This window comes from Streptomyces sp. NPDC107538 (genome assembly GCF_055657445.1).
The window spans coordinates 1-23,350 of record NZ_JBVKAY010000028.1 but is presented as its reverse complement, the minus strand read 5'-3'; the positions used below and the strand labels follow the sequence as shown (position 1 = coordinate 23,350).

At 71.7% G+C, this 23,350-nt stretch carries 22 protein-coding genes; 6 read left to right on the top strand and 16 right to left on the bottom strand.

What is annotated here, in order from left to right; genetic code table 11:
- Nucleotides 1–68: 68 nt before the first annotated feature.
- Both ACZ7MG_RS43040 and ACZ7MG_RS43035 read right to left on the bottom strand, forming a co-directional pair.
- Nucleotides 69–1,262, bottom strand: coding sequence for a winged helix DNA-binding domain-containing protein (locus tag ACZ7MG_RS43040; protein WP_471395856.1), 1,194 nt, complete (start codon nt 1,260–1,262; stop codon nt 69–71).
- Nucleotides 1,263–1,328: 66 nt separating this feature from the next.
- On the bottom strand, nt 1,329–2,273 hold the full coding sequence (locus ACZ7MG_RS43035; protein ID WP_471395855.1) for a phosphotransferase family protein: 945 nt from the start codon (nt 2,271–2,273) through the stop codon (nt 1,329–1,331).
- Nucleotides 2,274–2,475: 202 nt separating this feature from the next.
- Between ACZ7MG_RS43035 and ACZ7MG_RS43030 the strand changes: the two genes are divergently transcribed.
- Nucleotides 2,476–2,769, top strand: coding sequence for a hypothetical protein (locus ACZ7MG_RS43030; RefSeq protein WP_471395854.1), 294 nt, complete (start codon nt 2,476–2,478; stop codon nt 2,767–2,769).
- An 18-nt stretch (nt 2,770–2,787) separates the two neighbouring features.
- Here ACZ7MG_RS43030 and pspAB read toward each other — a convergent pair whose 3' ends face one another.
- The 4 genes from pspAB to glnA form a co-directional block, all read right to left on the bottom strand.
- Nucleotides 2,788–3,393 (bottom strand): PspA-associated protein PspAB, encoded by a 606-nt coding sequence (gene pspAB, locus ACZ7MG_RS43025; RefSeq protein ID WP_471395853.1) that lies wholly within the window; start codon nt 3,391–3,393, stop codon nt 2,788–2,790.
- 5 nt (nt 3,394–3,398) lie between these two features.
- Nucleotides 3,399–4,331 carry a zinc metalloprotease HtpX gene (htpX, locus tag ACZ7MG_RS43020; protein WP_471395852.1) on the bottom strand — a complete coding sequence of 311 codons (933 nt, stop codon included), beginning with the start codon at nt 4,329–4,331 and terminating at the stop codon, nt 3,399–3,401.
- 109 nt (nt 4,332–4,440) lie between these two features.
- Complete coding sequence (locus ACZ7MG_RS43015) at nt 4,441–4,698, bottom strand: SCO2583/SCO2584 N-terminal domain-containing protein (RefSeq protein ID WP_471395851.1); 258 nt, start codon at nt 4,696–4,698, stop codon at nt 4,441–4,443.
- Nucleotides 4,699–4,814: 116 nt separating this feature from the next.
- Nucleotides 4,815–6,224, bottom strand: coding sequence for a type I glutamate--ammonia ligase (glnA, locus tag ACZ7MG_RS43010; protein ID WP_471395850.1), 1,410 nt, complete (start codon nt 6,222–6,224; stop codon nt 4,815–4,817).
- 198 nt (nt 6,225–6,422) lie between these two features.
- Here glnA and ACZ7MG_RS43005 point away from each other — a divergent pair, with 198 nt between their 5' ends.
- Nucleotides 6,423–6,890 carry an RDD family protein gene (locus tag ACZ7MG_RS43005; RefSeq protein ID WP_471395849.1) on the top strand — a complete coding sequence of 156 codons (468 nt, stop codon included), beginning with the start codon at nt 6,423–6,425 and terminating at the stop codon, nt 6,888–6,890.
- Between the two features lie 92 nt (nt 6,891–6,982).
- Here ACZ7MG_RS43005 and ACZ7MG_RS43000 read toward each other — a convergent pair whose 3' ends face one another.
- The 4 genes from ACZ7MG_RS43000 to lipB all read right to left on the bottom strand — a co-directional run bounded on the left by ACZ7MG_RS43000 (nt 6,983) and on the right by lipB (nt 10,454).
- A complete protein-coding gene (locus ACZ7MG_RS43000; protein WP_033527459.1) occupies nt 6,983–7,684 on the bottom strand; it encodes a DUF4191 domain-containing protein in 702 nt (233 codons plus the stop codon).
- Nucleotides 7,685–7,856: 172 nt separating this feature from the next.
- Nucleotides 7,857–8,060 carry an SCO2195 family GlnR-regulated protein gene (locus tag ACZ7MG_RS42995; RefSeq protein ID WP_033527460.1) on the bottom strand — a complete coding sequence of 68 codons (204 nt, stop codon included), beginning with the start codon at nt 8,058–8,060 and terminating at the stop codon, nt 7,857–7,859.
- Nucleotides 8,061–8,363: 303 nt separating this feature from the next.
- Complete coding sequence (gene lipA / locus ACZ7MG_RS42990; protein ID WP_471395848.1) at nt 8,364–9,329, bottom strand: lipoyl synthase; 966 nt, start codon at nt 9,327–9,329, stop codon at nt 8,364–8,366.
- 327 nt (nt 9,330–9,656) lie between these two features.
- Nucleotides 9,657–10,454 (bottom strand): lipoyl(octanoyl) transferase LipB, encoded by a 798-nt coding sequence (gene lipB, locus ACZ7MG_RS42985; RefSeq protein WP_471395847.1) that lies wholly within the window; start codon nt 10,452–10,454, stop codon nt 9,657–9,659.
- Nucleotides 10,455–10,830: 376 nt separating this feature from the next.
- Here lipB and ACZ7MG_RS42980 point away from each other — a divergent pair, with 376 nt between their 5' ends.
- A complete protein-coding gene (locus ACZ7MG_RS42980; RefSeq protein WP_152168212.1) occupies nt 10,831–12,270 on the top strand; it encodes a regulator in 1,440 nt (479 codons plus the stop codon).
- Nucleotides 12,271–12,326: 56 nt separating this feature from the next.
- Here the strand turns inward: ACZ7MG_RS42980 and ACZ7MG_RS42975 are convergent, their stop codons facing one another.
- On the bottom strand, nt 12,327–13,736 hold the full coding sequence (locus tag ACZ7MG_RS42975) for an NAD(P)/FAD-dependent oxidoreductase (RefSeq protein ID WP_471395846.1): 1,410 nt from the start codon (nt 13,734–13,736) through the stop codon (nt 12,327–12,329).
- 350 nt (nt 13,737–14,086) lie between these two features.
- Nucleotides 14,087–15,010: a TIGR01777 family oxidoreductase gene (locus ACZ7MG_RS42970; RefSeq protein ID WP_471395845.1), complete on the bottom strand. Its 924-nt coding sequence runs from the start codon at nt 15,008–15,010 to the stop codon at nt 14,087–14,089.
- A 58-nt stretch (nt 15,011–15,068) separates the two neighbouring features.
- Between ACZ7MG_RS42970 and ACZ7MG_RS42965 the strand changes: the two genes are divergently transcribed.
- Nucleotides 15,069–15,557, top strand: coding sequence for a GNAT family N-acetyltransferase (locus ACZ7MG_RS42965; RefSeq protein WP_471395844.1), 489 nt, complete (start codon nt 15,069–15,071; stop codon nt 15,555–15,557).
- Nucleotides 15,558–15,575: 18 nt separating this feature from the next.
- Here the strand turns inward: ACZ7MG_RS42965 and ACZ7MG_RS42960 are convergent, their stop codons facing one another.
- Nucleotides 15,576–16,760: a MarP family serine protease gene (locus ACZ7MG_RS42960; RefSeq protein WP_471395843.1), complete on the bottom strand. Its 1,185-nt coding sequence runs from the start codon at nt 16,758–16,760 to the stop codon at nt 15,576–15,578.
- Nucleotides 16,761–17,192: 432 nt separating this feature from the next.
- Here ACZ7MG_RS42960 and ACZ7MG_RS42955 point away from each other — a divergent pair, with 432 nt between their 5' ends.
- Both ACZ7MG_RS42955 and ACZ7MG_RS42950 read left to right on the top strand, forming a co-directional pair.
- The gene (locus ACZ7MG_RS42955) at nt 17,193–17,978 is read left to right on the top strand and encodes a peptidoglycan recognition protein family protein (protein WP_471395882.1); all 786 of its coding nucleotides are present in this window, start codon (nt 17,193–17,195) and stop codon (nt 17,976–17,978) included.
- Between the two features lie 120 nt (nt 17,979–18,098).
- Entirely contained in the window at nt 18,099–18,419 is a 321-nt protein-coding gene (locus tag ACZ7MG_RS42950) for a hypothetical protein (RefSeq protein ID WP_471395842.1), read from the top strand.
- On the opposite strand, the gene ACZ7MG_RS42945 is transcribed toward ACZ7MG_RS42950, so the two are convergent.
- The 3 genes from ACZ7MG_RS42945 to aceE all read right to left on the bottom strand — a co-directional run bounded on the left by ACZ7MG_RS42945 (nt 18,409) and on the right by aceE (nt 22,960).
- Nucleotides 18,409–18,927: a DUF4240 domain-containing protein gene (locus ACZ7MG_RS42945; RefSeq protein WP_471395881.1), complete on the bottom strand. Its 519-nt coding sequence runs from the start codon at nt 18,925–18,927 to the stop codon at nt 18,409–18,411. The genes ACZ7MG_RS42950 and ACZ7MG_RS42945 overlap by 11 nt on opposite strands.
- Before the next feature lie 65 nt (nt 18,928–18,992).
- A complete protein-coding gene (locus ACZ7MG_RS42940; RefSeq protein WP_471395841.1) occupies nt 18,993–20,003 on the bottom strand; it encodes a helix-turn-helix transcriptional regulator in 1,011 nt (336 codons plus the stop codon).
- A gap of 254 nt (nt 20,004–20,257) precedes the next feature.
- Nucleotides 20,258–22,960, bottom strand: coding sequence for a pyruvate dehydrogenase (acetyl-transferring), homodimeric type (gene aceE, locus ACZ7MG_RS42935; RefSeq protein ID WP_471395840.1), 2,703 nt, complete (start codon nt 22,958–22,960; stop codon nt 20,258–20,260).
- Nucleotides 22,961–23,350 lie beyond the last annotated feature (390 nt).

Below are 23,350 nucleotides of genomic sequence, written 5' to 3'. Positions count from 1 at the left end.
GAAGCCCCACCGGAGCCGCGGTCGCCGACGAACCCGCACCCCCGAGCCATCAGGCGCCCCTCACCTCACTACGCGCTTCCTTCCACCAGCTCCTTCTCCAACGGCGTCCGGAACCGCGGGGTGACCCGGGTGTCACCCACCCACGCCCGCAGCCGCTCAGCCTCCTCACGGATCAGACGATCCGCCGCGCTCCCCACCCCACCCCGCTCCAGCACCCGCCACACGATCGCCCCATCCCCCCGCTGGGCCCATCCCCCCACCACCCGCCCGTTCCACCACACCGTCGGCCCGATGTTGCCGCTGTAGTCGAAGAGCGCGGCCCGGAACCCGGCGTCGAGATACCAGTCCCGCTCCCGCCACCCCATGGCCGTCGGATCGAGCCCGGGCAGCAGCGCCACCCAGGGCTCACCGGAGTCGGAGACCGGCGCCTCGTCGTCCGCGGTCACATACCCCGTCCCCTCGTCCAGCGTCACGGCCCGCGCCCCGATCGCCACGAGTGCCCGCCGGACCTCGGTCACCCGCCACCCCGTCCACCACTTCAGATCCGCCTCGGTCGCCGGCCCGCACACCGCCAGCCACCGGCCCAGCAGCTCCGCCTGCGCATCCGCCACATCCAGCTCGGCATGCGGGGGCGCCACGGCCCAGCGGAACTGGTTCGACGTCCAGGAGCCCAGCGGCCGCCCCCGCACGACCCGGCCCTCCACCCCCAGCACCCTCAACAGCCGTGTCGAAACGGCATGCATACCCTCGTACGGCTTCCCGGCCGCGTACACGAACCGCTCCCGCAACCTCGGTTCGTCCTCGGCGAGTTCGGCGGCGGTGGCCTGCCCGCGGCGGGCCAGCGCGGCGAGCGCCGACTCCTCGACCTCCTTCAGCCAGGCCGCGTCCGGGGCACCGGCCGCCGCCATGTCCTTCAGCAGCGTGGCCCGCTCCCGCGCGGCGACCGTGATCCCGGTCGAGGCGTGGACGACGGCGGTCAGCTCCGTCGGGAACACGAACACGGTGTGCCGCATGCCGTGCATACGGACGAGCGTCCGGTCCGTGTACAGCGCGCGCTCGGTCTCGGCCACGGTCCGCCCCGGATCGGCGAGCCGCGCGCCCACCGCGAGATGCACGCTCGCGGGATCCGAGCCGTGCAGCGCGACCAGCGAACCGGCCACCTCCTCCGGCCCCGCCGCCCGAAAGGATCCGGCCAACCGCTGCCGCACCCCCACCCGCGCCCGCCGCTCGGCCACCCCCACGAACCGCCGCCCGTCACCCACCCCGCCGCCTCCACTCACATCCGGTGCCCACCCGCCGAGCCCTCCGCCCGGCCCACCCAACCACCCTCACGCCCCGTACCGCTCCAACACCCCGCCCACATACGCCTCCAGCCGCGCCCCCAGCACCCCCGGCGTCAGATCCGTACGCCCCAACTCCCGCCAGGGCACCGCGAGTTTCTCCGCGTCGGGTGCGTAGGCGAGCGCGTCCAGCAGCCGCCAGTACAGGTGCTCCGCTCCCCGCGCGAGCCGCCGCCCGCCCCACGCCTCGTACCGCTCCCCGAACCCGATCCCGTACTCCGCCCCGAACAGCAGCGCCGACGCGGTCGCACAGTGCGCCACATCGAGATCCGCGGGCCCCCACGAGGTCTCCACCCAGTCCACGACCCCGCTGACCCCGAGACCTCCGCCCCCGTCCGCGCCCCCGCCCGTGAACAGCACGTTCCCCGGATGGAAGTCCCGGTGCAGGAAACACCCCTCCCACGCCGGCGGCTCCCGCCGGATGACGTCCACGGCCCGCTCCCACAGCGCACCGCCCGCCGTCGTGACCCGCTCGGGCGAGGTCCAGGCCTGATACGTACGCGGCCGTTCCGCCGGTACGACCGCGTGGATCCGCGCGAGCTGCCCGGCGAGCAGATCGAGCCGCTCCTCCACATCGGCGTCCTCCGCCACCCGCACCGACCCCGGCAGCAGGGACATCAACAGCGAGGGATGATCGGTGAGTTCGGCGCCCGGGTCGACGGCGTACAGGCGTGGCGTGGGGATGTCGTCGTACGGCGCGAGCAGGGTGAGTATCGCGGCCTCACGGTTCAACAGCCCGGGAGCGTGCCGCCGGAAGAACGGTTTCACGAACGACCGCAGGACGAGCCCCGTCCCGTCGTCGAGCGTCAGCCGCCGCATCGACGCGGACCAACCACCCCGCAGATCGGCCCAGTCGCGTACGGTACGGCCCTTGGGCAACCGCTCGGCCACCCACGCCCTGGTCGCCGCCCATTCCTGATCCTCGATTCCCATGGCCGCCAGCATGACCGAACAAGCCGATGGAGCGGGTGCCGATAAATGGGATGCCCCCGCACCCGTCACACGAGCATCCTGGAGAGGCGCAGGGAGAGCCCTCCGGACACCGGACTCACGCAGGACGGGGGTCACTTTCCGGCCCCAGGGCTACTCTTCCACGCATCATCATCACCCACGCCACGCCCCGAGGAGTCCCGTCATGGGCACCTTGATCCTTTCGGCGACCGCGGTTCTGGTCGTCATGGGTTTCTCCAACCAAGTCCTCTGGCTGGCCGCAGTCGCCCTGCTCTACCTGTACGTCCGTCACGGTCGCACGGGGGGAGGCTCGGCGACGTCCTCGTCGGGCTCCCCGACGGGCGGCGGCTCGGCCCAGCCCGCCTCCTACCGCGCGTACCGCGACCGCCGTGACCAGCAGGCCAAGTGGGAGCGCCGCTACCGCCGCGAACGGCCTTTCGAGACCCGGCGGCAGGACCGCGACAAGAACGCCAAGTAACGGCGTCCCGGGAGCTGTTCACAGCCCCGGGGCGCCCCAGATCGGGAACCACCGGCTCAGCTCGGGCTCGATCCGCAGGTCGTCCCCGAGGACGCCCCGGACCCGCAGCTCCAGCGCGTTGTCCCGCCGCTGCCCGTCACCGGGCAGCGGCGCGAACGGATAGAACGTCCCCCGCTTGTAGAGATAGACGACCCCGAGCCGCACACCGTCGCCGCCGTCCCCATCCCCGTCCGCCGCCCGGAACCCGACCACCGAGCACAGCAGCTGCGGCCCGAAACCGCCGCTCTCCAGCGCGCTGTTGACCGCGTGCAGATCGCTCACCAGCGCGGGCAGATCCCGCGGCTCCCGCCGCGAGACCAGCCACGAATAGCCGTACTCGTCCCGCTCGATCCCGACCGGCGGCCCGGTCCGCCCCGCGTCCGCGTCGAGCAGCGCCCGCACCTCCCGCCGCACGCCGTCGAAGGCCGCGCCCTCGACGGTCGCGAAGCACACCGCTCCCGTGCCGGTCGGGGTGAACGAGACCGCCGCCTCCAGCGTGACGGCGGCCGAGGGGAGGGCGAACAGCCGGTCGAGGTCGGGCGCCACCGGCTTCGTACGGCCGAGGAGGATGTCCAGGAGCCCCATACCGCTCAGCCCGCCTTCCCGGAACCGCCGGCCCCCGGTGCTGCGGCCTCCCCCAACTCCGCCGAGATACGGGCCAGTTGGTCGAGCCGCTGGTCCAGCGGCGGATGCGTGGCGAAGAGCCCGGCCAGCGGCGCGTGCGCGCCGAGCGCGGGGGTGAAGTAGAAGGCGTTGAAGGCCTGCGCGGTACGCAGGTCCCGCGTCGGGATCCGCGCGATGTCCCCGGTGACCTTGGTGAGCGCGGAGGCGAGCGCCGAGGGCCGCCCGGTGAGCAGGGCGCCCGCCCGGTCGGCGGCCAGCTCGCGATAGCGGGACAGCACCCGGATCAGCAGGAAGCTCAGCACATACACGGCGGCCGAGACGCCCATGATCACACTGAACACGACGGCGGTGTTCTGGTCCCGCCGCCCGCCGAACAGGTTCGAGTAGAAGGCGAACCGGACGACGATCCCGGCGATCACCCCGAGGAACGAGGCGACCGTCATGACAGCGACATCGCGGTGCGCCACATGCGACAGCTCGTGCGCGAGCACACCCTCCAGCTCGTCCGGCTCCAGCCGCCGCAGCAGCCCGGTCGTCACACACACCACCGCGTGGTCGGCGTTCCGCCCGGTCGCGAACGCGTTCGGCATCTCCATGTCCGCCACCGCCACCCGCGGCTTCGGCACGTCCGCGACCGCGCACAGCCGGTCCACGACCCCGTGCAGCAGCGGATACTCCTCCCGCTCCACGATCCGCCCGCGCATCGCGTACAGCGCGACCCGGTCGGAGAACCAGTACTGCGCGCCCAGCAGCCCCGCCGCGATCACCACGACCAGCACCCAGGACTTCAGCAGCGCGATCAGCACCGCCACGAACACGACGTACAGCAATCCGAGCAGAAACAACGTGACCGTCATCCGCACGGCCAGCCGAGGATCACTCCGGAACCGATCGGACATCCGTACCACCCCACACTCAGGCAGCGACTCGTCCCGCTGTCCATTGTGCGCCCGGCTGTCCCATGACTCGGTCGCGGTCACCCCCAGGCGGGGCAAAGCCAGAGGGGACTCAGTACGAAGACCGATAGTTGACGTACCCGATCAGCGCGATCAGCCCGGCCACGCACCCGAACACGATCACCGTCGACACCCACGACGACCGGCGCGGCACCCTCGGCCCCGGAGCGGCACGGAAGGGCTGGGGCTCGGGCGGGTTCTCCTTCCACCGCGCGGCCAGCATCCGGGCCCGCGCCGAGGGCTCCTTCAGCTCCGCACCGTCCGCCCACTTGATGTCGAACTCGCGCTCGCCGTCGTCCTGTTCGGGCATCCCCGCGTCTCCCCGTCGTCTCTCGAACAGTCGTGCCAGAACCATACGACGGCGCCCCCGTCCCGAGAAACGGGAACGGGGGCGCCGCCACAGAGGCGTACGGAACTACGCGTCGATCACACGTCGAAATACAGCTCGAACTCGTGCGGGTGCGGGCGCAGCTGGAGCGGGGCGATCTCGTTGGCGCGCTTGTAGTCGATCCACGTCTCGATCAGGTCCGGCGTGAAGACGTCGCCCTGGAGGAGGAACTCGTGGTCGCGCTCCAGCGAGTCGAGGACGGCCGGGAGGGAGGTCGGGACCTGCGGGACGCCCGCGTGCTCCTCGGGGGCCAGCTCGTAGAGGTCCTTGTCGATCGGCTCGGCCGGCTCGATCTTGTTCTTGATGCCGTCGAGGCCCGCGAGCAGCAGCGCCGAGAAGGCGAGGTACGGGTTGCCGGAGGAGTCGGGCGCGCGGAACTCGACGCGCTTGGCCTTCGGGTTGGAGCCCGTGATCGGGATACGCATGGCCGCGGAGCGGTTGCGCTGCGAGTAGACCAGGTTGACCGGGGCCTCGAAGCCGGGCACCAGGCGGTGGTACGAGTTCACCGTCGGGTTGGTGAAGGCCAGCAGCGACGGGGCGTGCTTGAGGATGCCGCCGATGTAGAAGCGGGCGGTGTCCGACAGGCCCGCGTAACCGGCCTCGTCGTAGAAGAGCGGGGAGCCGCCCGACCACAGCGACTGGTGGACGTGCATGCCCGAGCCGTTGTCACCGAAGATCGGCTTCGGCATGAAGGTCGCGGTCTTGCCGTTGCGCCAGGCCACGTTCTTCACGATGTACTTGAAGAGCTGGAGGTCGTCGGCCGCGGCGAGCAGCGTGTTGAACTTGTAGTTGATCTCGGCCTGGCCGGCGGTGCCCACCTCGTGGTGCTGGCGCTCGACCTGGAGGCCGGACTTGGCCAGCTCCAGGGAGATCTCCGCACGCAGGTCGGCGAAGTGGTCGACCGGCGGGGTCGGGAAGTAACCGCCCTTGTAGCGGACCTTGTAACCGCGGTTGTCCTCCAGCGCACCGGTGTTCCAGGCGCCCGCCTCGGAGTCGATGTGGTAGAAGGACTCGTTCTCCGAGGTCTTGAAGCGCACGCTGTCGAAGACGTAGAACTCGGCCTCGGGGCCGAAGTACGCGGTGTCGGCGATACCGGTCGACGCGAGGTACGCCTCCGCCTTCTTCGCCACGTTCCGCGGGTCACGGGAGTACTGCTCGCCCGTGATCGGGTCGTGGATGAAGAAGTTGATGTTGACCGTCTTGTCGCGGCGGAACGGGTCGACGCGCGCGGTGGACAGGTCGGCGCGGAGCGCCATGTCGGACTCGTGGATGGCCTGGAAGCCGCGGATCGAGGAGCCGTCGAACGCGAGCTCCTCGGCCGGGTCGAAGGCCTCGGCCGGGATCGTGAAGTGCTGCATCACACCCGGCAGGTCGCAGAAGCGGACGTCGACGAACTTGACGTCCTCGTCCGCGATGTACTTCTTGGCCTCGTCGGCGTTCTGGAACATCCAGCTCCTCCTACTCCCGACGTCTCCTGCCGGGGTGGTAGTTCGTTCGTGCGGCCAGTGCGGTGGCACACGCTCTTCACGACACTAGGGACGGGTGATTTCTCGTACGTGACCCATTTGTTTCGCACAAGTTAACCGGACATCCCACCCCGCACCCCACCTGTCCGTATGGCAGAACGGTGGCAGTACCGTGAACGGGTGGACAAGAGGCAAGCACTCGGATCGTGGCTCTCCGGCCCCCGCGAAGCCGCGGAGGAAGCCGGAATCGACTTCGGATACAGGGGAGAGCAGCTCGGTCTGCCGGAGGAGGGCTCCGGCTCCATCGCCCGCCCCGGCCGCCGCCTCGGCGCCCTCGCCGTCGACTGGGGTCTGTGCCTGCTGATCGCATACGGCCTGATCACCGACGGCTACGACCAGGCCACCAGCAACTGGGCCCTGCTCATCTTCTTCCTGCTGCACGCCCTCACCCTGGGCACGCTCGGCTTCACGCCGGGCAAGCGCCTCTTCGGCCTCCGTGTCATCGCCCAGGACACCGGCACGGTCGTCCCCTGGCGCGCCGCCGTCCGCACGGTCCTGCTCTGCCTCGCCATCCCCGCCCTGGTCTGGGACCGCGACGGCCGGGGCCTGCACGACCGGCTGGCCCGCACGGTCGAGGTGCGGATCTGAGGTCGCTGACGGCCTGAGTACGACGGAGTACGACGAGGGGGCGCCCGGAGTGATCCGGGCGCCCCCTCGTCGTACATGTGGTGGTCATGCCGTCAGCGGGCCTTCGGGCCGCCCTTCGGCATACGCATGCCCTTGGGCATCGGGCCCTTGGGGAGCGGCATGTTGCTCATCAGGTCGCCCATCGCGCGCAGCCGGTCGTTGGTGGCGGTCACCTGGGGGCCGGAGAGGACGCGCGGCAGCTTGAGCATCGTCGTGCGGAGCTTCTTCAGTTCGGTCTGGCCCTCGCCGGTGCCCACGACCAGGTCGTGCACCGGGACGTCCGCCACGATGCGGGCCATCTTCCGCTTCTCGGCGGCCAGCAGGCTCTTCACGCGGTTCGGGTTGCCCTCGGCGACCAGGACGATGCCGGCCTTGCCGACGGCCCGGTGCACCACGTCCTGGCTGCGGTTCATCGCCACCGCGGGCGTCGTGGTCCAGCCACGGCCCACGTTGTCCAGGACCGCCGCGGCGGCGCCCGGCTGGCCCTCCATCTGCCCGAACGCGGCCCGCTCGGCCCGCCGTCCGAACACGATCGCCGTCGCGAGGAAGGCGAGCAGGAGGCCCAGGATGCCGAGATAGATGGGGTGACCGATCAAGAAACCGATCGCGAGGAAGACACCGAAGGTGATGATTCCGACAGCCGCGAGTACAAGACCGATCTTCTTGTCGGCCCTGCGGGTCATCTTGTACGTCAGAGCGATCTGCTTGAGTCGCCCGGGGTTCGCAGCGTCCGCTGCGGGTTCCTTCCTCGCCATGGCACGAAGTCTACGTGTCCGGGGAAGCGAGGACGACGGCGGTGCCGGTGGGGACCGGGGACCGGCGGCTGCGCTGGGGAAGCGGCGGCCGGGCGGCGGCGGTGCCGGCGTGGTGCGGCGGTCGTACGGGGAGCGGGTGGAGCGGGTTGGAGCGGAGTGTGGGGGTGCGGTGTTACGAGGTGCGCGAGGCGACGGCGGCTTCGAGGACGCGCTCGGTCTCGACGCGGTCCTTGGCGCGGCGGCGGTCCTCCAGGACGGAGGTCCAGGCGTTGCGACGGGCGGTGCGCTGACCACTGCTCATGAGCAGCGACTCGACGGCACGGAGTGCATCGGTGAACGACGGGATCGCTGTGGCACGAACGGGTGCGGCCTGCATGGGAGGTCCCCCCTCGGGATGGCTGCTCTGGCTAGGACCCTGTACCGGGCGTGAAACCAGGGTCACTGATTGGTGTTACCAGGGCGTGACCGACCGGTCAAACGCCAATGAAACCTTGATGGGCGGCCCTTGAACCCCGACGCGGCCCTGACGGTGCCCTCATCTGCGAGGACGGTCAGGACCGCGGTCAATCGGCCATTACCGGCGAGTAGCCGCTTGTGCTCAGATTCACACGAATCGGGTGGCACTCCGTGCCATTCGGCCTAGCGGCGACCATGCCGTGCGAACGGGCCGGGAACGGGGTCAGACGGCCTGGGAGGCGATGTACGCGCCCCGCTTCTCGACGGCCATCTGGTAGAGGCGGCCGGCCCGGTACGAGGAGCGGACCAGCGGGCCGGACATCACACCGGAGAAGCCGATCTCGTCGGCCTCCTGCTTCAGTTCGACGAACTCCTGCGGCTTGACCCAGCGCTCCACGGGGTGGTGGCGGACGCTCGGGCGCAGGTACTGGGTGATGGTGACCAGCTCGCAGCCGGCGTCGTGCAGCTGCTTCAGCGCCTCGCTGACCTCCTCGCGGGTCTCGCCCATGCCGAGGATCAGGTTCGACTTCGTGACCAGACCGTAGTCACGGGCCTCGGTGATGACCTTCAGGGAGCGCTCGTAGCGGAAGCCGGGGCGGATGCGCTTGAAGATCCGGGGCACGGTCTCGACGTTGTGCGCGAAGACCTCGGGGCGGGAGGCGAAGACCTCCTCCAGCAGCTCCGGTACGGCGTTGAAGTCGGGGGCCAGCAGCTCGACCTTGGTGCGGCCGTCCGCGCGCTGCGAGGTCTGCTCGTGGATCTGGCGGACCGTCTCGGCGTAGAGCCAGGCGCCGCCGTCCTCCAGGTCGTCGCGGGCGACGCCGGTGATGGTGGCGTAGTTCAGGTCCATGGTGACCACGGACTCGCCCACGCGGCGGGGCTCGTCGCGGTCCAGGGCCTCGGGCTTGCCGGTGTCGATCTGGCAGAAGTCGCAGCGGCGGGTGCACTGGTCGCCGCCGATGAGGAAGGTGGCCTCGCGGTCCTCCCAGCATTCGTAGATGTTGGGGCAGCCCGCCTCCTGGCAGACCGTGTGCAGCCCCTCGCCCTTCACCAGGGCCTGCATCTTCGTGTACTCGGGGCCCATTTTCGCCCGGGTCTTGATCCACTCGGGCTTGCGCTCGATGGGGGTCTGGCTGTTCCGGACCTCCAGGCGCAGCATCTTGCGTCCGTCGGGTGCGACTGCGGACACATCGGCTCCCTGTGCTTCGATTCTTCGGCGTCCACCAGGGTACGCCCGTACGGTTCTCGCTCCCCGGGGTGGGCAACCTTCGGCTCCACGGCGACATTCCCTCGCCCCCGCGTTTGCGCTCCGCGCGGGGTGGGTGGGTACGTGCGGGTCCGGTGGGGGCTGGTCGCGCAGTTCCCCGCGCCCCTGAAAAGCAGGGGCTGCGCCCCATGCTTTTCGGCCCGAAAAAGCAGGGCGCAGCCCGCTTTTTCAGGGGCGCGGGGAACTGCGCGAGAAGCCCCACCGGACCCGCACCCGCCAACGAGCCGAACCCTCACCCCCTGACGCGGACTACGCCGACACCCGCTCCACCACCCGCGGCTTCAGATCGGCGTGCTCCAGGACATCCCGCAGATGCCGCTCGGCCACCGGCAACACCTCGGCGATGGTGACGTCCCGGCCCAGCTCGGCCGCGAGGGACGCGACGCCCGCATCACGGATCCCGCACGGGATGATCCGGTCGAACCACTTGTTGTCGGGGTTCACGTTGAGCGCGAAGCCGTGCATCGTGACCCCCTTCGCGACCCGGATCCCGATCGCCGCGATCTTGCGGTCCTCACGCCGCTGCCCCGCGTTGGACGGCGCGTACTCCGGCCCGTTCATCCGGGGGTCGAACTCGTCGTCGGTCATCCGCGGATCGAGGTCCAGCGAAAGCCCCCCGAGAGAGGGCCGCCGCTCGACCGGATCGCCGAGCACCCACACCCCGCTGCGGCCCTCCACCCGGGTCGTCTCGACGCCGAACTCCGCGCACGTACGGATCAGGGCCTCTTCGAGCCGCCGTACATGGGCGACCACGTCCACCGGACGGGGCAGCTTCTGGATGGGGTACCCCACCAGCTGCCCCGGCCCGTGCCAGGTGATCTTGCCGCCGCGGTCGACGTCGATGACGGGCGTGCCGTCGAGGGGGCGCTCGTTGTCGGCCGTACGCCGCCCGGCCGTGTAGACCGGCGGGTGCTCCAGGAGCAGCACGGTGTCGGGGACCTCGTCGGTGAAGCGGGCCGCGTGCACCCGGCGCTGCTCGTCCCACGCCTCCTGGTACTCGACGGCCTCCGTGCCGAACCCCATGCGGACGAACCGCAACCCACTCACGGCAAGCGCCTCCCTCGGCTGTCGTTCTGTCGCCCCCGTCAGGCGCGTGAAGCGCCCAAGCCACTGTACGACCGTAGGACCGGCCGCCGTTCGAGTGGTGCCCGGCGCCCGTCGTACCAGGCGCGCAGGCGGATGCCGACGCTCGTCGTACGCCCCGGCCGCCGGGCGTACGAGGGGCCCAGCCGGCGCGTGTCGGAGGCCCTCCACGTCAGCCGTGCGGCAAATCCTCACACGATCGGATGAATGGACCCGGAAGTGTGCGATCGGGCGCTTACTCTCCGCTACATTCGCGCCGTTCACAAGGCCGCAAAAGGCTTCTCACCAGGCAATCCGGGAAACCCCGCCGACACCCGGAAGGCAGGAGACCGCACCGCAGATGACGGAACGACCCGCGCAGCGCACCCCCAACCGCCAGCTCGCCGCCCTCATCGCAGAAGCGGGGTTCTCGAACGCGGGACTAGCGCGCCGTGTGGACCAGCTCGGTCTCGAACACGGCCTCGACCTCAGATACGACAAGACGTCGGTCACCCGCTGGCTGCGTGGTCAGCAGCCCCGGGGGACGACACCCGCCCTCATCGCCGAGGTGTTCACCCGCCGCCTCGGCCGCCGGCTCACCGCCCAGGACCTCGGCCTGGACGCCTGTGCACCCGTCTACGCGGGCCTGGAGTTCGCCGCGACCCCCGAGGAGGCCATCGACATCGTCGGTGGTCTGTGGCGCAAGGACTCCGGCAGCCACGCCGAGCTGCGGAAGATCGCCTTCACCCCCGCCGGACTCGTCGTCCCCAGTCGCGACTGGCTGATCGGCCGGGCCGACGACCGGGTGGGACGCGGTGACCCGGCAGCCACCCGGGTCCCCCCGCAGGGCCGCCCGGTCGTCCCCCGGCAGCGCAGCCAGACCGAGCGCGGCCCCGGCCAGAAGGTCACCGGCGGGGACATCGCCGCCCTCCGCTCGGTGGGGGAGCTGTTCCGCGCCCTCGACGACGCGTACGGCGGCGGCCACGCCCGCCAGGCCCTCGTGCGCTACCTGGAGCACGAGGCCGAGCCCATGCTGCGCGGCGCCTACGGCGAGCAGATCGGCCGGCGGCTGTTCGCCGCCGCCGCCGACCTGACCCGGCTGGCCGGCTGGACCTCGTACGACATCGGGGCGCACGGCCTCGCCCAGCGGTACTTCGTGCAGGCGCTCAGGCTGGCGCAGGCGGCGGGGGACCGGGCGTACGGGGCGTATGTGCTCGTCACGATGAGCCGTCAGGCGGTCTATCTGGGGCACGGCAGGGAGGCCGTGCAGCTCGCGCGCGTCGCCCAGCAGGGCGTCGGGTCGGCTGTACCGCCGGTGGTCCAGTCGCTGCTGCACTCCGTCGAGGCGCGCGGGCACGCGGTGCTCGGCGAGGTGCGGGCCTCCACGGCCGCGCTGGTCCGCGCCGAACGCGCCCTGGAGACGGCCCGCCCCGGGGACGAGGTCCCGTACTGGGCGCGGTTCTTCGACGAGGCACAGCTCGCCGACGAGTTCGGGCACAGCCACCGCGACCTCCAGCAGTACCGGGCGGCCGCTCAACACGCGGAACGGTCCCTGCAGTTGAGGGCGCCCGCGTACGCCCGCAGCCGGCTCTTCTGCCGGGTCGTCCTCGCCTCGGCCCGGCTGGGCCTAGGCGAGCTGGACCAGGCCTGCCAGTTGGGCGCGGAGGCCGCCGGGCAGGCCGCCGAGATGCGGTCCGTACGGGCCGTGGAGTACGTCCGCGACTTCGAACGCCGCCTGGAGCCCTACCGGGACGCCGCCCCGGTGCGGGGCTACCGGGACAAGGTGGCGGCGCTCGGGTAGGCGTACGGCTTGCGACAGGGGCGCCCGGGTTCAACTCCGGGCGCCCCTGCCGTCGTTCACGCCGCCGCGTCCAACGGTTCCTCCTCCAGGAACGTCGGGCGGGTGTCCAGGTCCGTCAGCACCGCGTGGGCGGCCCGGCGGGCGGAGTGCAGGGCGCCCTGGACGGTGCTGGTGTCGCGGTGGTCGCCGCAGACGTAGAGGCCGGCCAGCAGGCGCACCGGGCGGCGCAGATCGTGCGGCGCGGGCATCGCGGGGACCGCCTCGGGCACGTGGTACGCGGCGAGGAGCTCCCAGCGGGTGGTGGACGTGCGGTAGAGCCGGGCCAGTTGGGCCCGGACCGTCGCGTCGAGGTGCGCGGGGGCCGGGGGAGTGCCGAGGACCGTGGAGGTGATCAGGGCGCGGCCCGCCGGGGCCCGGCTCGGGTCGACCTGGCTGATCACCGCCGTGTGCGAGACGGGCCCGCTGCGGTCGGCGTCCAGCAGCAGCGCCGCCTCGCCCAACGGGGGCTCGTCCGTGGCGTGGTGCAGCACCGTCACCGGGTGGAAGTCCGGCACCCGCAGCCCCGGCAGCAGCTCGGCGGCCGAGCGGGCGTCCGTGGCCAGCACCACCGCGCGGCAGGTGAGTTCACCGTGGTGCGCCGTCGTCACCGAGGTCGTGCTGATCCCGGTGACCTCGACCCCCGTACGGACCGAACCCGGTGGCAGCGCCGCCGCGAGCAACTCCGGAAGCGTGTCGGCGCCGCCCTCCGGGATGCACAGCCGACCCGTCGCGAAGGTGTGCAGGGCCAGGTCGGCGCAGCGGCTGGAGGTCCCCAGCGCCGGGTCCGCGAGCAGCGCGGCCAGCAGGGGGCGGACGAAACCGTCGATCGTCCGGGGCGGGAAACCCCGGGTCGCCAGGGCCTGGGCCGCCGGGACCTCCGCCCGGGCGAGGAGCCGTTCGGGCGCGGTCGCGGCGAGCCGGGCCAGGGCCATGGCCAGCCGGGACTGGTCGGCGGGAGCCCCCAGCCGGCCGGGCCGGGTGCCCGTGGAACGGACCTGCTGGCGGCCCTGGTTGCGGGGGAGCCTGGGGGCGCTTGCGAGGGCGCGCGCGGCCGTGAGTGCGCCCCTCGCGCTCCGCAGGACCGGGGTGGCGCCGGCCCGCTGATGACGGCCGTCGGCGTGCAGCAGGACGCCCGGGGCGAACGGCCGCAGGGGCAGGGTGTCCAGGCCCGGGGTGCGGCGCAGTTCCGGGTACGACGTGGAGAGCAACTGCGCCGTCCGGTCCAGCCGGAAGCCGTCGATCTTCTCGGTCGACATACGGCCGCCGACGGCGGGGGCGGCCTCCAGGACGGTGGTCCGCAGACCCGCCCTGGTCAGATGTCCGGCCGCGGCGAGGCCGGCCACGCCGGCTCCTACGACGATGACGTCCGCGTCCTCGGCGTACTCCGTGTCCGCCGAGAACGCCGACTGGTGCACCGACTCAAGCACGTGCCCCTCCCGAGGTCGCGCGGCTGCGGGGGCTTTATGCCCCCAACACCCATCTGAAATACCTGAGTTCGGCTTGAGAGTGAAGGTGGGGGTCGGTTCCGGGGAAGGAGCGTGTGACCTCGCACGGGGGCATGGAGGGGGTGCGTGTGCGCCGGGCGTCCGGGGGGTGCGGGTCCACTTGCGACCGCGGGCCCGGTGGGGCTTCTCGCGCAGTTCCCCGCGCCCCTGAAAAGCAGGGGCTGCGCCCCGTGCTTTTCGGCCCGAAAGGGCCGGAGGCCCTTAAGGGGCGCGGGGAACTGCGCGAGAAGCCCCACCGGACCCGCACCCGACGACGTACCCCCGGCCGCCCCCTACCCCTCCGCCGCCACCCGAATCGCGTCGTCGATCTCCGGGTACCGGAACGTGAAGCCCGACTCCAGCAACCGTGTGGGAACCGCCCGCGTGCTGCCGAGGACATCCCCGGCGACGCCCCCGAGGGCGAGCCGGAGCGCCGGCGCGGGCACCGTGAAGAGCGTGGGCCGGTGCAGCACGCGCCCCATGGCCGCCGTGATCTCGCGGTTGGTGAGAGGGTTCGGCGCCGTCAGGTTGAACGGCCCGGACAGCGACGGAGTGAAGAGCAGATGCCGCAGCGCGGCGACCTCGTCGTACAGGGAGATGAAGCTCCAGTACTGCCGCCCGTCCCCCATCCGCCCGCCCAACCCGGCCTTGAACAGCGGAAACAGCGGCCCCCACGCACCCCCGCCCCGGGCCACGACCAGCCCGGTCCGGGCGAACGCCGTCCGGATCCCGGCCTCCCGCGCGGCCCCGGCCGCCCCCTCCCACTCCACGCACAGCGCGGACAGGAACTCCGACCCCGGCCCCGCCGACTCGTCCACCACCCGGTCGCCCGTGTAGCCGTAGAAGCCGATCGCGCTGCCGTTGACGAAGACGCTCGGCGGGGTGTCGAGGGCGGCGGCGGCCTCGGCGAGCGTCCGGGTGCCATGCACCCGGCTGGCGCGGATCGTCGCCTTGTACGCGTCTGTCCAGCGGCGAGAGGCGACCCCCGCCCCGGCGAGGTTGACGACGGCCGCGCACCCCGCGAGCCCCGCCATGTCGACCCGCCCCGCGTCCGGGTCCCAGCGCACCTCACCCGGCGCCCGGGGCGCCCGCCGCACGAGCCGGAGCACCTCGTGGCCGTCGTTGGTGAGGGAACGGGCCAGTGCCGAACCGATCAGGCCGGACGCGCCGGCGATCGCGATACGAGAACCGGGCGGAACGGGCGCGTCAGCGGTCATGCCCCCATCCTGTCACCGCCGGTCCCACCCGCCGCGCCGCCGCCGTACAGTGGCCGCCATGCCCGTTCCGTACATACGCGTCGCGACCCCGGACGACGAGGACACGCTCGGCCGCCTCGACCGCGACACCTGGTCCACGCTGCACTCCGTCCAGGAACGCCCCCGACAGCCCTACGAGCCCTTCTTCAACGAGCGGGTCGGCGCCCAGGACCATCTCGTCGCCGAACTCGACGGCAGCGTCGTCGGCTACGTCCGGATCGTCCGCCCCACAGGGCTCGCCTGCCACACCCACGTCCGGCAGATCCAGGGCCTCGCCGTCGCCGACACGGCGCGCGGGGCGGGCGTCGCACGGGCGCTGCTGCGCGCCGCACAGGACGAGTCGCGCCGTCGTGGCGCCCGCCGCCTCACCCTGCGCGTCCTCGGCCACAACACCCCGGCCAGGAAGCTCTACGAGTCCGAGGGCTTCGTGGTCGAGGGCGTCCTGCCCGAGGAGTTCCTGCTCGACGGGCAGTACGTGGACGACGTGCTGATGGGCTGCCGGCTCTGAGCCGACAGCCCCTCACGGTCATGAGGTGACCAGATCGCCCGTGTCCACCGGCGCCGTCGCGATCGCCGCCCGCTCCGCGTCGGGGACGACCTCGTCCACGGTGAGGACGTACCCCGTCTCCGCGTCCGAAGTGGAGCGGGCGAAGACGACGCCGAAGACGCGGCCGTCGGTGGTGAGGAGGGGGCCGCCGGAGTTGCCGGGGCGGACGGTGGAGCGGATCGAGTAGATGTCACGGGTGACCGAATCGGTGTTGTAGATGTTCCGGCCGGTCGCGTCGATCCGGCTGGCGACCGTGGCCGCCTGGAGGTCCAGGCCGCCGTCCTCGGGATAACCGGCCACCACCGCCGCGTCCCCTCGCTTCGCGCTGTCGTCGAAGCGCAGCAACGGCGCCTTCAGGCCCGGGACGTAGAGCACCGCCACGTCCTTGTCGGAGTCGAAGAGCACGACCTTCGCCTCGTACGCCTTGCCGACACCGCCCACCCGTACGCTCGGGTCGTCGATGCCCGCCACCACATGGGCGTTGGTCATCACATGCTCGGTCGCGTACACGAAGCCGCTGCCCTCGCGGCCCTGGGTGCCGGCGACGCCCTCGATCTTCACCGTGCTGCGCTTGGCGGCGCCGGTCGCCGCCGCGGTGACACTGTCGCCGGAGGGCTTGGCGACCTCGGCCGTCGCCTCGTTCTCGAACGGGTTGAAGACCTGCGGGAAACCCGCCTCGGTGAGCGCGGAGGTGGCGTCGGAGAACCAGGCCGGGGTGGTGTCCGGCATGGTGTTCTGCACGGCGCCCAGCAGCGCGGAGTTACGGATCGAGTTGGTCACCACCGGGGACGAGGACGCGCCCAGGACGCTCGCGGCCACCCACGCCACGATCAGCACCGCGACCGTGTTGGCCGCCGCCCCGCCGACGCCGTCGGCCACCCGCAGCGGACTGCGGTCGATCTCCCGGCGCAGCCGCAGCGCCAGCCGGCCCGCCAGCTCGTGCCCGATCACCCCCGGCACCAGCACCGTCAGCACTGCCGTGACCGTGGCCGCCGGGGTGCCCGCCTCCACCAGCTCCATCATCCAGGGCAGCACCCAGACGCCTATCGCCGCGCCGCCCACGAAACCGGCGAGGGACACACATCCCGCTACCAGCCCGCGCCGGTAACCCGACGCCGCGTAGGCCAGGATCACCAGCATCAGCAGGATGTCGAGCACGTCCACTCCAGCCGCCTCTCTTCAGGGACCCTGTAGTACGCGCGGGGCGGGCGCAGTGATCAGTTACGCCGGCCGCGAGCCCCGCCGACCCGCGCGAACCGGCCACCACCGAGCCGCCACCGCCCTGAATCGTAAAAACGTCCTGGAGTACGGGGTTGGTTCCTTCCGCTTCCACCGGGTGGCCCACCCCACATCGCGGCCGGCGCGCATCCGGGTGACTCTGGGGCCATGCGTGTGTTCCGGAGGGCACGGGGGGCGCGAATACGGCGGCTGCCGAGCGTGTGGCGCCGCCGCGTACGGACCCCGCACGCCCCGGACCCGGCCCAGCGGCGCCTGGGCGGGGCCCATAACCGCCTGGGCGAGGCCCACGACCACCTGGGCGGCGCCCACGACCGTCTGCGCCGGGCCCGGGACCCTATGCGCCGGGCCCGGGACCGTATGCGTGCGGCCGGGGAGCGCCTGGACCTGCCCCGGCCCGTGCTCCTGCTGCTGGCCTGTCTGCCCGGGCTCGCGGCCGTCCTCGCGCTGGTGCTGTGCGCGATCGGCGTGGACCGCACCGGAGACGGCGCGGGCAACTCCGTCGCCGCCCGGCCCGCGCTGCCGCACCAGGCGCCCCGGCCGCCCATCGTGCCCAGGACCCGCTGGCTGGAGCTGGAGCAGGACCCGCCCAGCCAGCCGCCCGCCCGCTACGACGACGAGGTCGCCGCCGTCTTCGTCCACCACACGGACTCGCCCAACGGCTACGACTGCGCCGACGCGCCCCGCATCATCCGTCACCTGTACACCGGCCAGACCGGTGCCAAGGACTGGGACGACATCGGCTACAACTTCCTCGTCGACCGCTGCGGCACCATCTACGAGGGCCGCGCGGGCGGCGTCGACCGCGCGGTCACCGGTGCCCACACCCAGGGCTTCAACCACCGCACCACCGGCATCGCCGCCCTCGGCACCTTCACCGCCGGTGTCCCCGTCCCGCAGGCCATGACCGACGCGATCGCCGCCCTCGCCGCCTGGAAGCTCGGCCTCTCCGACACCGACCCCCGCGGCAGCGTCCGGCTCACCTCCAGCAACAGCCTCAGCCGCTACGCCGCCGGCACCTCCGCCCTGCTGCCCACGCTCGCGGGCCACAGCGACGGCTTCATGACCAGCTGCCCCGGCGCGGCCCTCGCGGAACGCCTGCCCGCGATCAGGGAGCTGGCGGCCCGCCTCCAGGGCCGGAGTTGAGACGGACCCCGGTTGAGACAGATCTCATGAGGTTCACAGAGAGCGTGCCGCGGCCTCACAGACTTCTCCAAGATCCGCGCCCTAACTTCGTAGTCGTCAAGCCGACCGGAGGTGGGGAAAATGATCAGCAGCCGTACGACGAACACGACGAACACGACGAACACGAAGAGCGCGAAGAACGCGTCCCGTGACCCGAAGAGGTCCTGGTCCTCGGCCCTGCGGAGCCCCTGGACGGTGGCCTGCGCGACCGCCGTCGTCGTCCTCGGCCCGTCCGCCGTCACCGCGTCCGCGCTGGACCGCGCCAACTCCGCGCCCCTGCACGGCGCCTCGGCCCCCGAACACCCCGTGCCGGGCAAGGAACGGCGCCCCCACGCCCAGCCGTACACCACCGAGCAGTACGCCTACCTGCCGCGCTCGTCGAACCGCGGGCTCAGGGCCTGAAGCGTTCGCAGAGCTTCGGGAGGCGTTCCGCGAGCGCGGACTCGTCCTCGAAGTCGAGCGGGGTGCCCTCGGGTTCACCGGGCGCGGGCGGGATCCCGAGATCCGGGGCGACCACACCGGTGAGCTGCTCGTACGCCTCGTCCGCGGCGTACCCCAGCTCCTCGCCGTCCCCGTCGACCTCCTCGTCGAAGTCGCCCAGCAGCTCGGCGAGCGCGTCGGGGTCGTGCACCGCCCCCTCGAAGACCTCCCGGCCCTGGCCGATCAGCCAGCAGCGGAAGAAGTCGAACGCGTCGTCACTGGCACCGTCCAGCAGCAGCCAGGCGGCGCCCCAAAGGTCCCAGGTGTAGGCGCGGTTGTAACGGGACTCGAAGTGTCGGGCGAAGTCCAGCACCGCCTCCGGGTCCAGCCGGCCGAGCCGTTCCACGAGCAGGTCGGCCTGGTCCTCCGGATCGCCCTCGGCGTCCTCGCGGGCCGTGTCCACCAGCTCCCAGAACTCCGTCTCGTCCATCACGGGTCCAGCATCGTGCCTGGGCGGGCCGTACGCACGCGGAGGACGGCGGATCGTTATCTCGGTCATGGGGTCGCGTACAGCCCGGCGAGCCGGCGCGCGTCGGCCGCGAAGCGCTCCCGCAGGCTCTCGGGGGCCAGGATCTCGGCCTCCGCCCCCAGCGCCGTGAGCTGGGTGTGCGCCACCTCCTCCGACTCGGCGCGGAGCGCGACGGTGGTCCGGCCGTCAGCGTCGGGCGGCTCGATCGCCGCCGCCAGCGCGTCCCGGGCCGCGACGGGATCCACGACGTGCGGCAGCCTCCGCCCGCCCTCCGCCGACAGCCGTACGACGACCTCGACCCGCAGGATCGACCGCGCGAACCGCTCCGCCTGCGCGTCCCAGTGGGCCGGCAGGTCGAACTCCTCGTCGCGCGTGAAGTGGCCGCAGTAGCCGTCGCTGTCGGTGTCGACGGACAGGAACCGGTCGATCCGATAGGTACGGAAGGAACCGGTGCCTGTGCCGTGGTTTTCGTCCGGCACACGGGCGCAGAGGTACCAGACGCCGGCCTTGAGGACGAGGCCGTACGGTTCCAACTCCCGCTCGACCTCGGTGTCGCCCCTGCGGTAGCGCGTGACGATACGGTGGTCGGCCCACACGGCGTCCGCGACGGCGGGCAGCAGGTCGGGGGTCTTCGGCTCCTTGAACCAGCTCGGAGCGTCGAGGTGGAAGCGCTGGGAGGCCGTGCGGGAGGCGTCGCGGAGGGAGGGGAGCAGGGCGGCCGAGACCTTCAGCCGGGCGGCGGAGGCCGCGTCCTCCAGGCCCATCTCGCGCAGGGCCCCCGGTACGCCGCTGAGGAACAGCGCCTCGGCCTCGCTCCGTGCCAGCCCCGTCAGTCGGGTCCGGTACCCGCCGATCAGCCGATAGCCTCCGGCCCGGCCCCGGTCCGCGTACACCGGGACCCCGGCCTCCGACAGCGCCTGGGCGTCCCGGGTGACCGTCCGCTCGGAGACCTCCAGCTCCCGGGCGAGTTCGGCGGCGGTCATGGAGGGCCGGGACTGGAGAAGCAGCACCATTTTGATCAGCCGGGCAGCACGCATGCGGCCATGATGCCGGGCGAGGCCGGCAACGAGGGGGTGCGTCGTCGGGTGCGGCCCGGTGGGGCTTCTCGCGCAGTTCCCCGCGCCCCTAAAAGACCAGGCCCCTGCGGCCTGAAAGGTGACCGGCGGCGGGTCTGAAAAGCACGGGGCGCAGCCCCTGCTTTTCAGGGGCGCGGGGAACTGCGCGAACAGCCCCCACGCACCCGCACCCGCCGACGAGACCGCACCCCCCGAGCTATAAGGCGCCCGGCCCCTTACAGCCCGTACCGCTCCCGCGCTTCCTTCACCGCCGTCGCCTTCACCTCACCACGCCGCGCAAGCTGCGCAAGCGCCGCGACGACGACGGACTGCGCGTCGACACCGAAGTGACGCCGAGCCGCCTCACGGGTGTCAGAGAGACCGAACCCGTCCGCGCCCAGCGACGAGTAGTCCTGCTCCACCCACTGCGCGATCTGGTCCGGCACCTGCCGCATGTAGTCGGACACGGCCAGCACCGGCCCCTCGGCGCCATGGAGCACCTGCCGGACGTACGGCACCCGCTCCTCACCCCGCAGCAGCGCCGCGTCCGCGTCCAGCGCGTCCCGCCGCAGCTCGCTCCAGGAGGTCGCGGACCACACGTCCGCCGCGACACCCCACTCCTCCGCGAGCAGCTTCTGCGCCTCCAGCGCCCAGTGGATCGCCGTACCGGAACCGAGCAGCTGGACACGCGGCGCGTTCGCCACCGGGGACAGCCCCGCCGACTCGGCCGTGTTGAAGCGGTAGAGGCCCTTGACGATGCCCTCGTCCACCCCGGCCACGCCCGGCTTCGCGGGCTGCGGCAGCGGCTCGTTGTAGACGGTCAGGTAGTAGAAGACGTTCGGGTCCTCGCCGGGGGCGGCCTCGCCGTACATCCGGCGCAGACCGTCCTTCACGATCGCCGCGACCTCGTACGCGAACGCCGGGTCGTACGTCAGCGCCGCCGGGTTGGTCGCCGCGATCACCGGCGAGTGGCCGTCGGCGTGCTGCAGGCCCTCGCCCGTCAGCGTCGTACGGCCGGCCGTGGCGCCGACGAGGAAGCCGCGGCCGAGCTGGTCGCCGAGCTGCCACATCTGGTCGGCGGTCCGCTGCCAGCCGAACATCGAGTAGAAGATGTAGAACGGGATCATCGCCTCGCCGTGCGTCGAATACGACGTCGAAGCGGCGATGAAGTCGGCCATCGAACCGGCCTCGGTGATCCCCTCGTTGAGGATCTGCCCGTCCTTGGCCTCCTTGTAGTACATCAGCTGGTCACGGTCGACCGGCTCGTACGTCTGGCCCTTGGGGGAGTAGATCCCGAGGGAGGGGAAGAGGCTCTCCATGCCGAAGGTGCGGGCCTCGTCGGGGACGATCGGCACCCAGCGGCGGCCCGTCTGCTTGTCGCGGACCAGGTCCTTGACGAGGCGGACGAACGCCATGGTCGTCGCCACGTTCTGCGAGCCGGAGCCCTTGTCGAAGGCGGCGAAGGTCTTGTCGGCGGCGGCCGGGAGGGGCGCCAGGGCGTGGGTGCGGCGGGCCGGGGCGGGACCACCGAGCGCGGCGCGGCGTTCCTGGAGGTAGCGGACCTCGGCGGAGTCGGCGCCCGGGTGGCCGTAGGGCACCACGCCGTCGACGAAGTCGCTGTCCTTGATGGGGAGTTCGAGCAGATCACGCATCTGCTTGAACTCGTCCGTCGACAGCTTCTTCATCTGGTGGTTGGCGTTCTTCGACGCGAAGCCCTCGCCGAGGGTGAAGCCCTTGACGGTCTGGGCCAGGATCACGGTCGGCGCGCCCTTGAACTCGACGGCGGCCTTGTAGGCGGCGTAGACCTTGCGCGCCTCGTGACCACCGCGCGAGAGGTGGAAGCACTCCAGGATCTTGTCGTCGCTCAGCAGCTTCGCCAGCTCGACGAGCGCCGGGTCCTTGCCGAAGAAGTCCTGGCGGATGTAGGCGGCGTCGCGGGTCTGGTACGTCTGCACCTGCGCGTCCGGTACCTCGCGGAGGCGGCGGACGAGCGCACCGGTCGTGTCCAGCTGGAACAGCTCGTCCCAGGCCGAACCCCACAGCGACTTCACCACGTTCCAGCCGGCGCCCCGGAACTGGGCCTCCAGCTCCTGCACGATTTTGAAGTTCGCGCGGACCGGCCCGTCGAGGCGCTGGAGGTTGCAGTTGATGACGAAGGTGAGGTTGTCGAGACCTTCACGGGAGGCCAGGGCGAGTGCCGCCGTGGACTCCGGCTCGTCCATCTCGCCGTCGCCGAGGAACGCCCAGACGTGGGAGTTCGAGACGTCCTTGATGCCGCGGCTGGTGAGATAGCGGTTGAAGCGCGCCTGGTAGATGGCGGAGAGGGGGCCGAGGCCCATGCTCACCGTCGGGAACTCCCACAGCCAGGGCAGGCGGCGGGGGTGCGGGTACGACGGGAGGCCGTTGCCGGCGGACTCGCGGCGGAAGTTGTCCAGGTGGGACTCGTTCAGGCGGCCGTCGAGGAAGGCGCGGGCGTAGATGCCGGGGGAGGCGTGGCCCTGGATGTAGAGCTGGTCGCCCGAGCCGTCGGCCTCCTTGCCCTTGAAGAAGTGGTTGAAGCCCGTCTCGTAGAGCCAGGCCGCGGAGGCGAAGGTGGCGATGTGGCCGCCGACGCCGTATTTGGAGCCACGGGTGACCATCGCGGCCGCGTTCCAGCGGTTCCACGCGGTGATACGGCGCTCCATCGCCTCGTCACCGGGGATGCCCGGCTCGGCGGCGGTGGGGATGGTGTTGACGTAGTCCGTCTCGAGCAGCTTGGGCAGCGCGATGCCGTTGCCCTCCGCACGCTCCAGGGTGCGGCGCATCAGGTACGCCGCGCGGTGCGGCCCGGCCGCCTTGGTGACGGCGTCCAGGGAGGCCTGCCATTCGGCGGTCTCCTCCGGGTCGCGGTCGGGGAGCTGGTCGAGCGCGCTCGGCTGGATGGCGTTGGGGTCGGTCATTGCGCCGCCTTCCTCAGTCGAAGGGGGTTCCCTCATCGGTAAGGGTTCGGGGTTGCCCTTGGTCTTTGGCAGGACAGGGCAGGGGACCTCGGTGGAGGTCCGTCGGCGACTGTAACCCGCTGATCGATGATCGATCAAAGGGTTGCGGGCAAAATATCTTGATCACGAGAAAGTCGGCACGGGGTGCCTTCGGCGACGACACCGGGTGCCTTGGTTGTCCCGGGTTTGTGCAGGTGGGGCGGCGTTTGAGCGGGGGTGCGCTCAACGGGGGTGCGGCTGTGGTGCGTTGGCGGGTGCGGGTGGGTGGGGGCTGGTCGCGCAGTTCCCCGCGCCCCTGAAAAGCAGGGGCTGCGCCCCTCTGCTTTTCGGCCCGCAGGGGCCGTGTCTTTC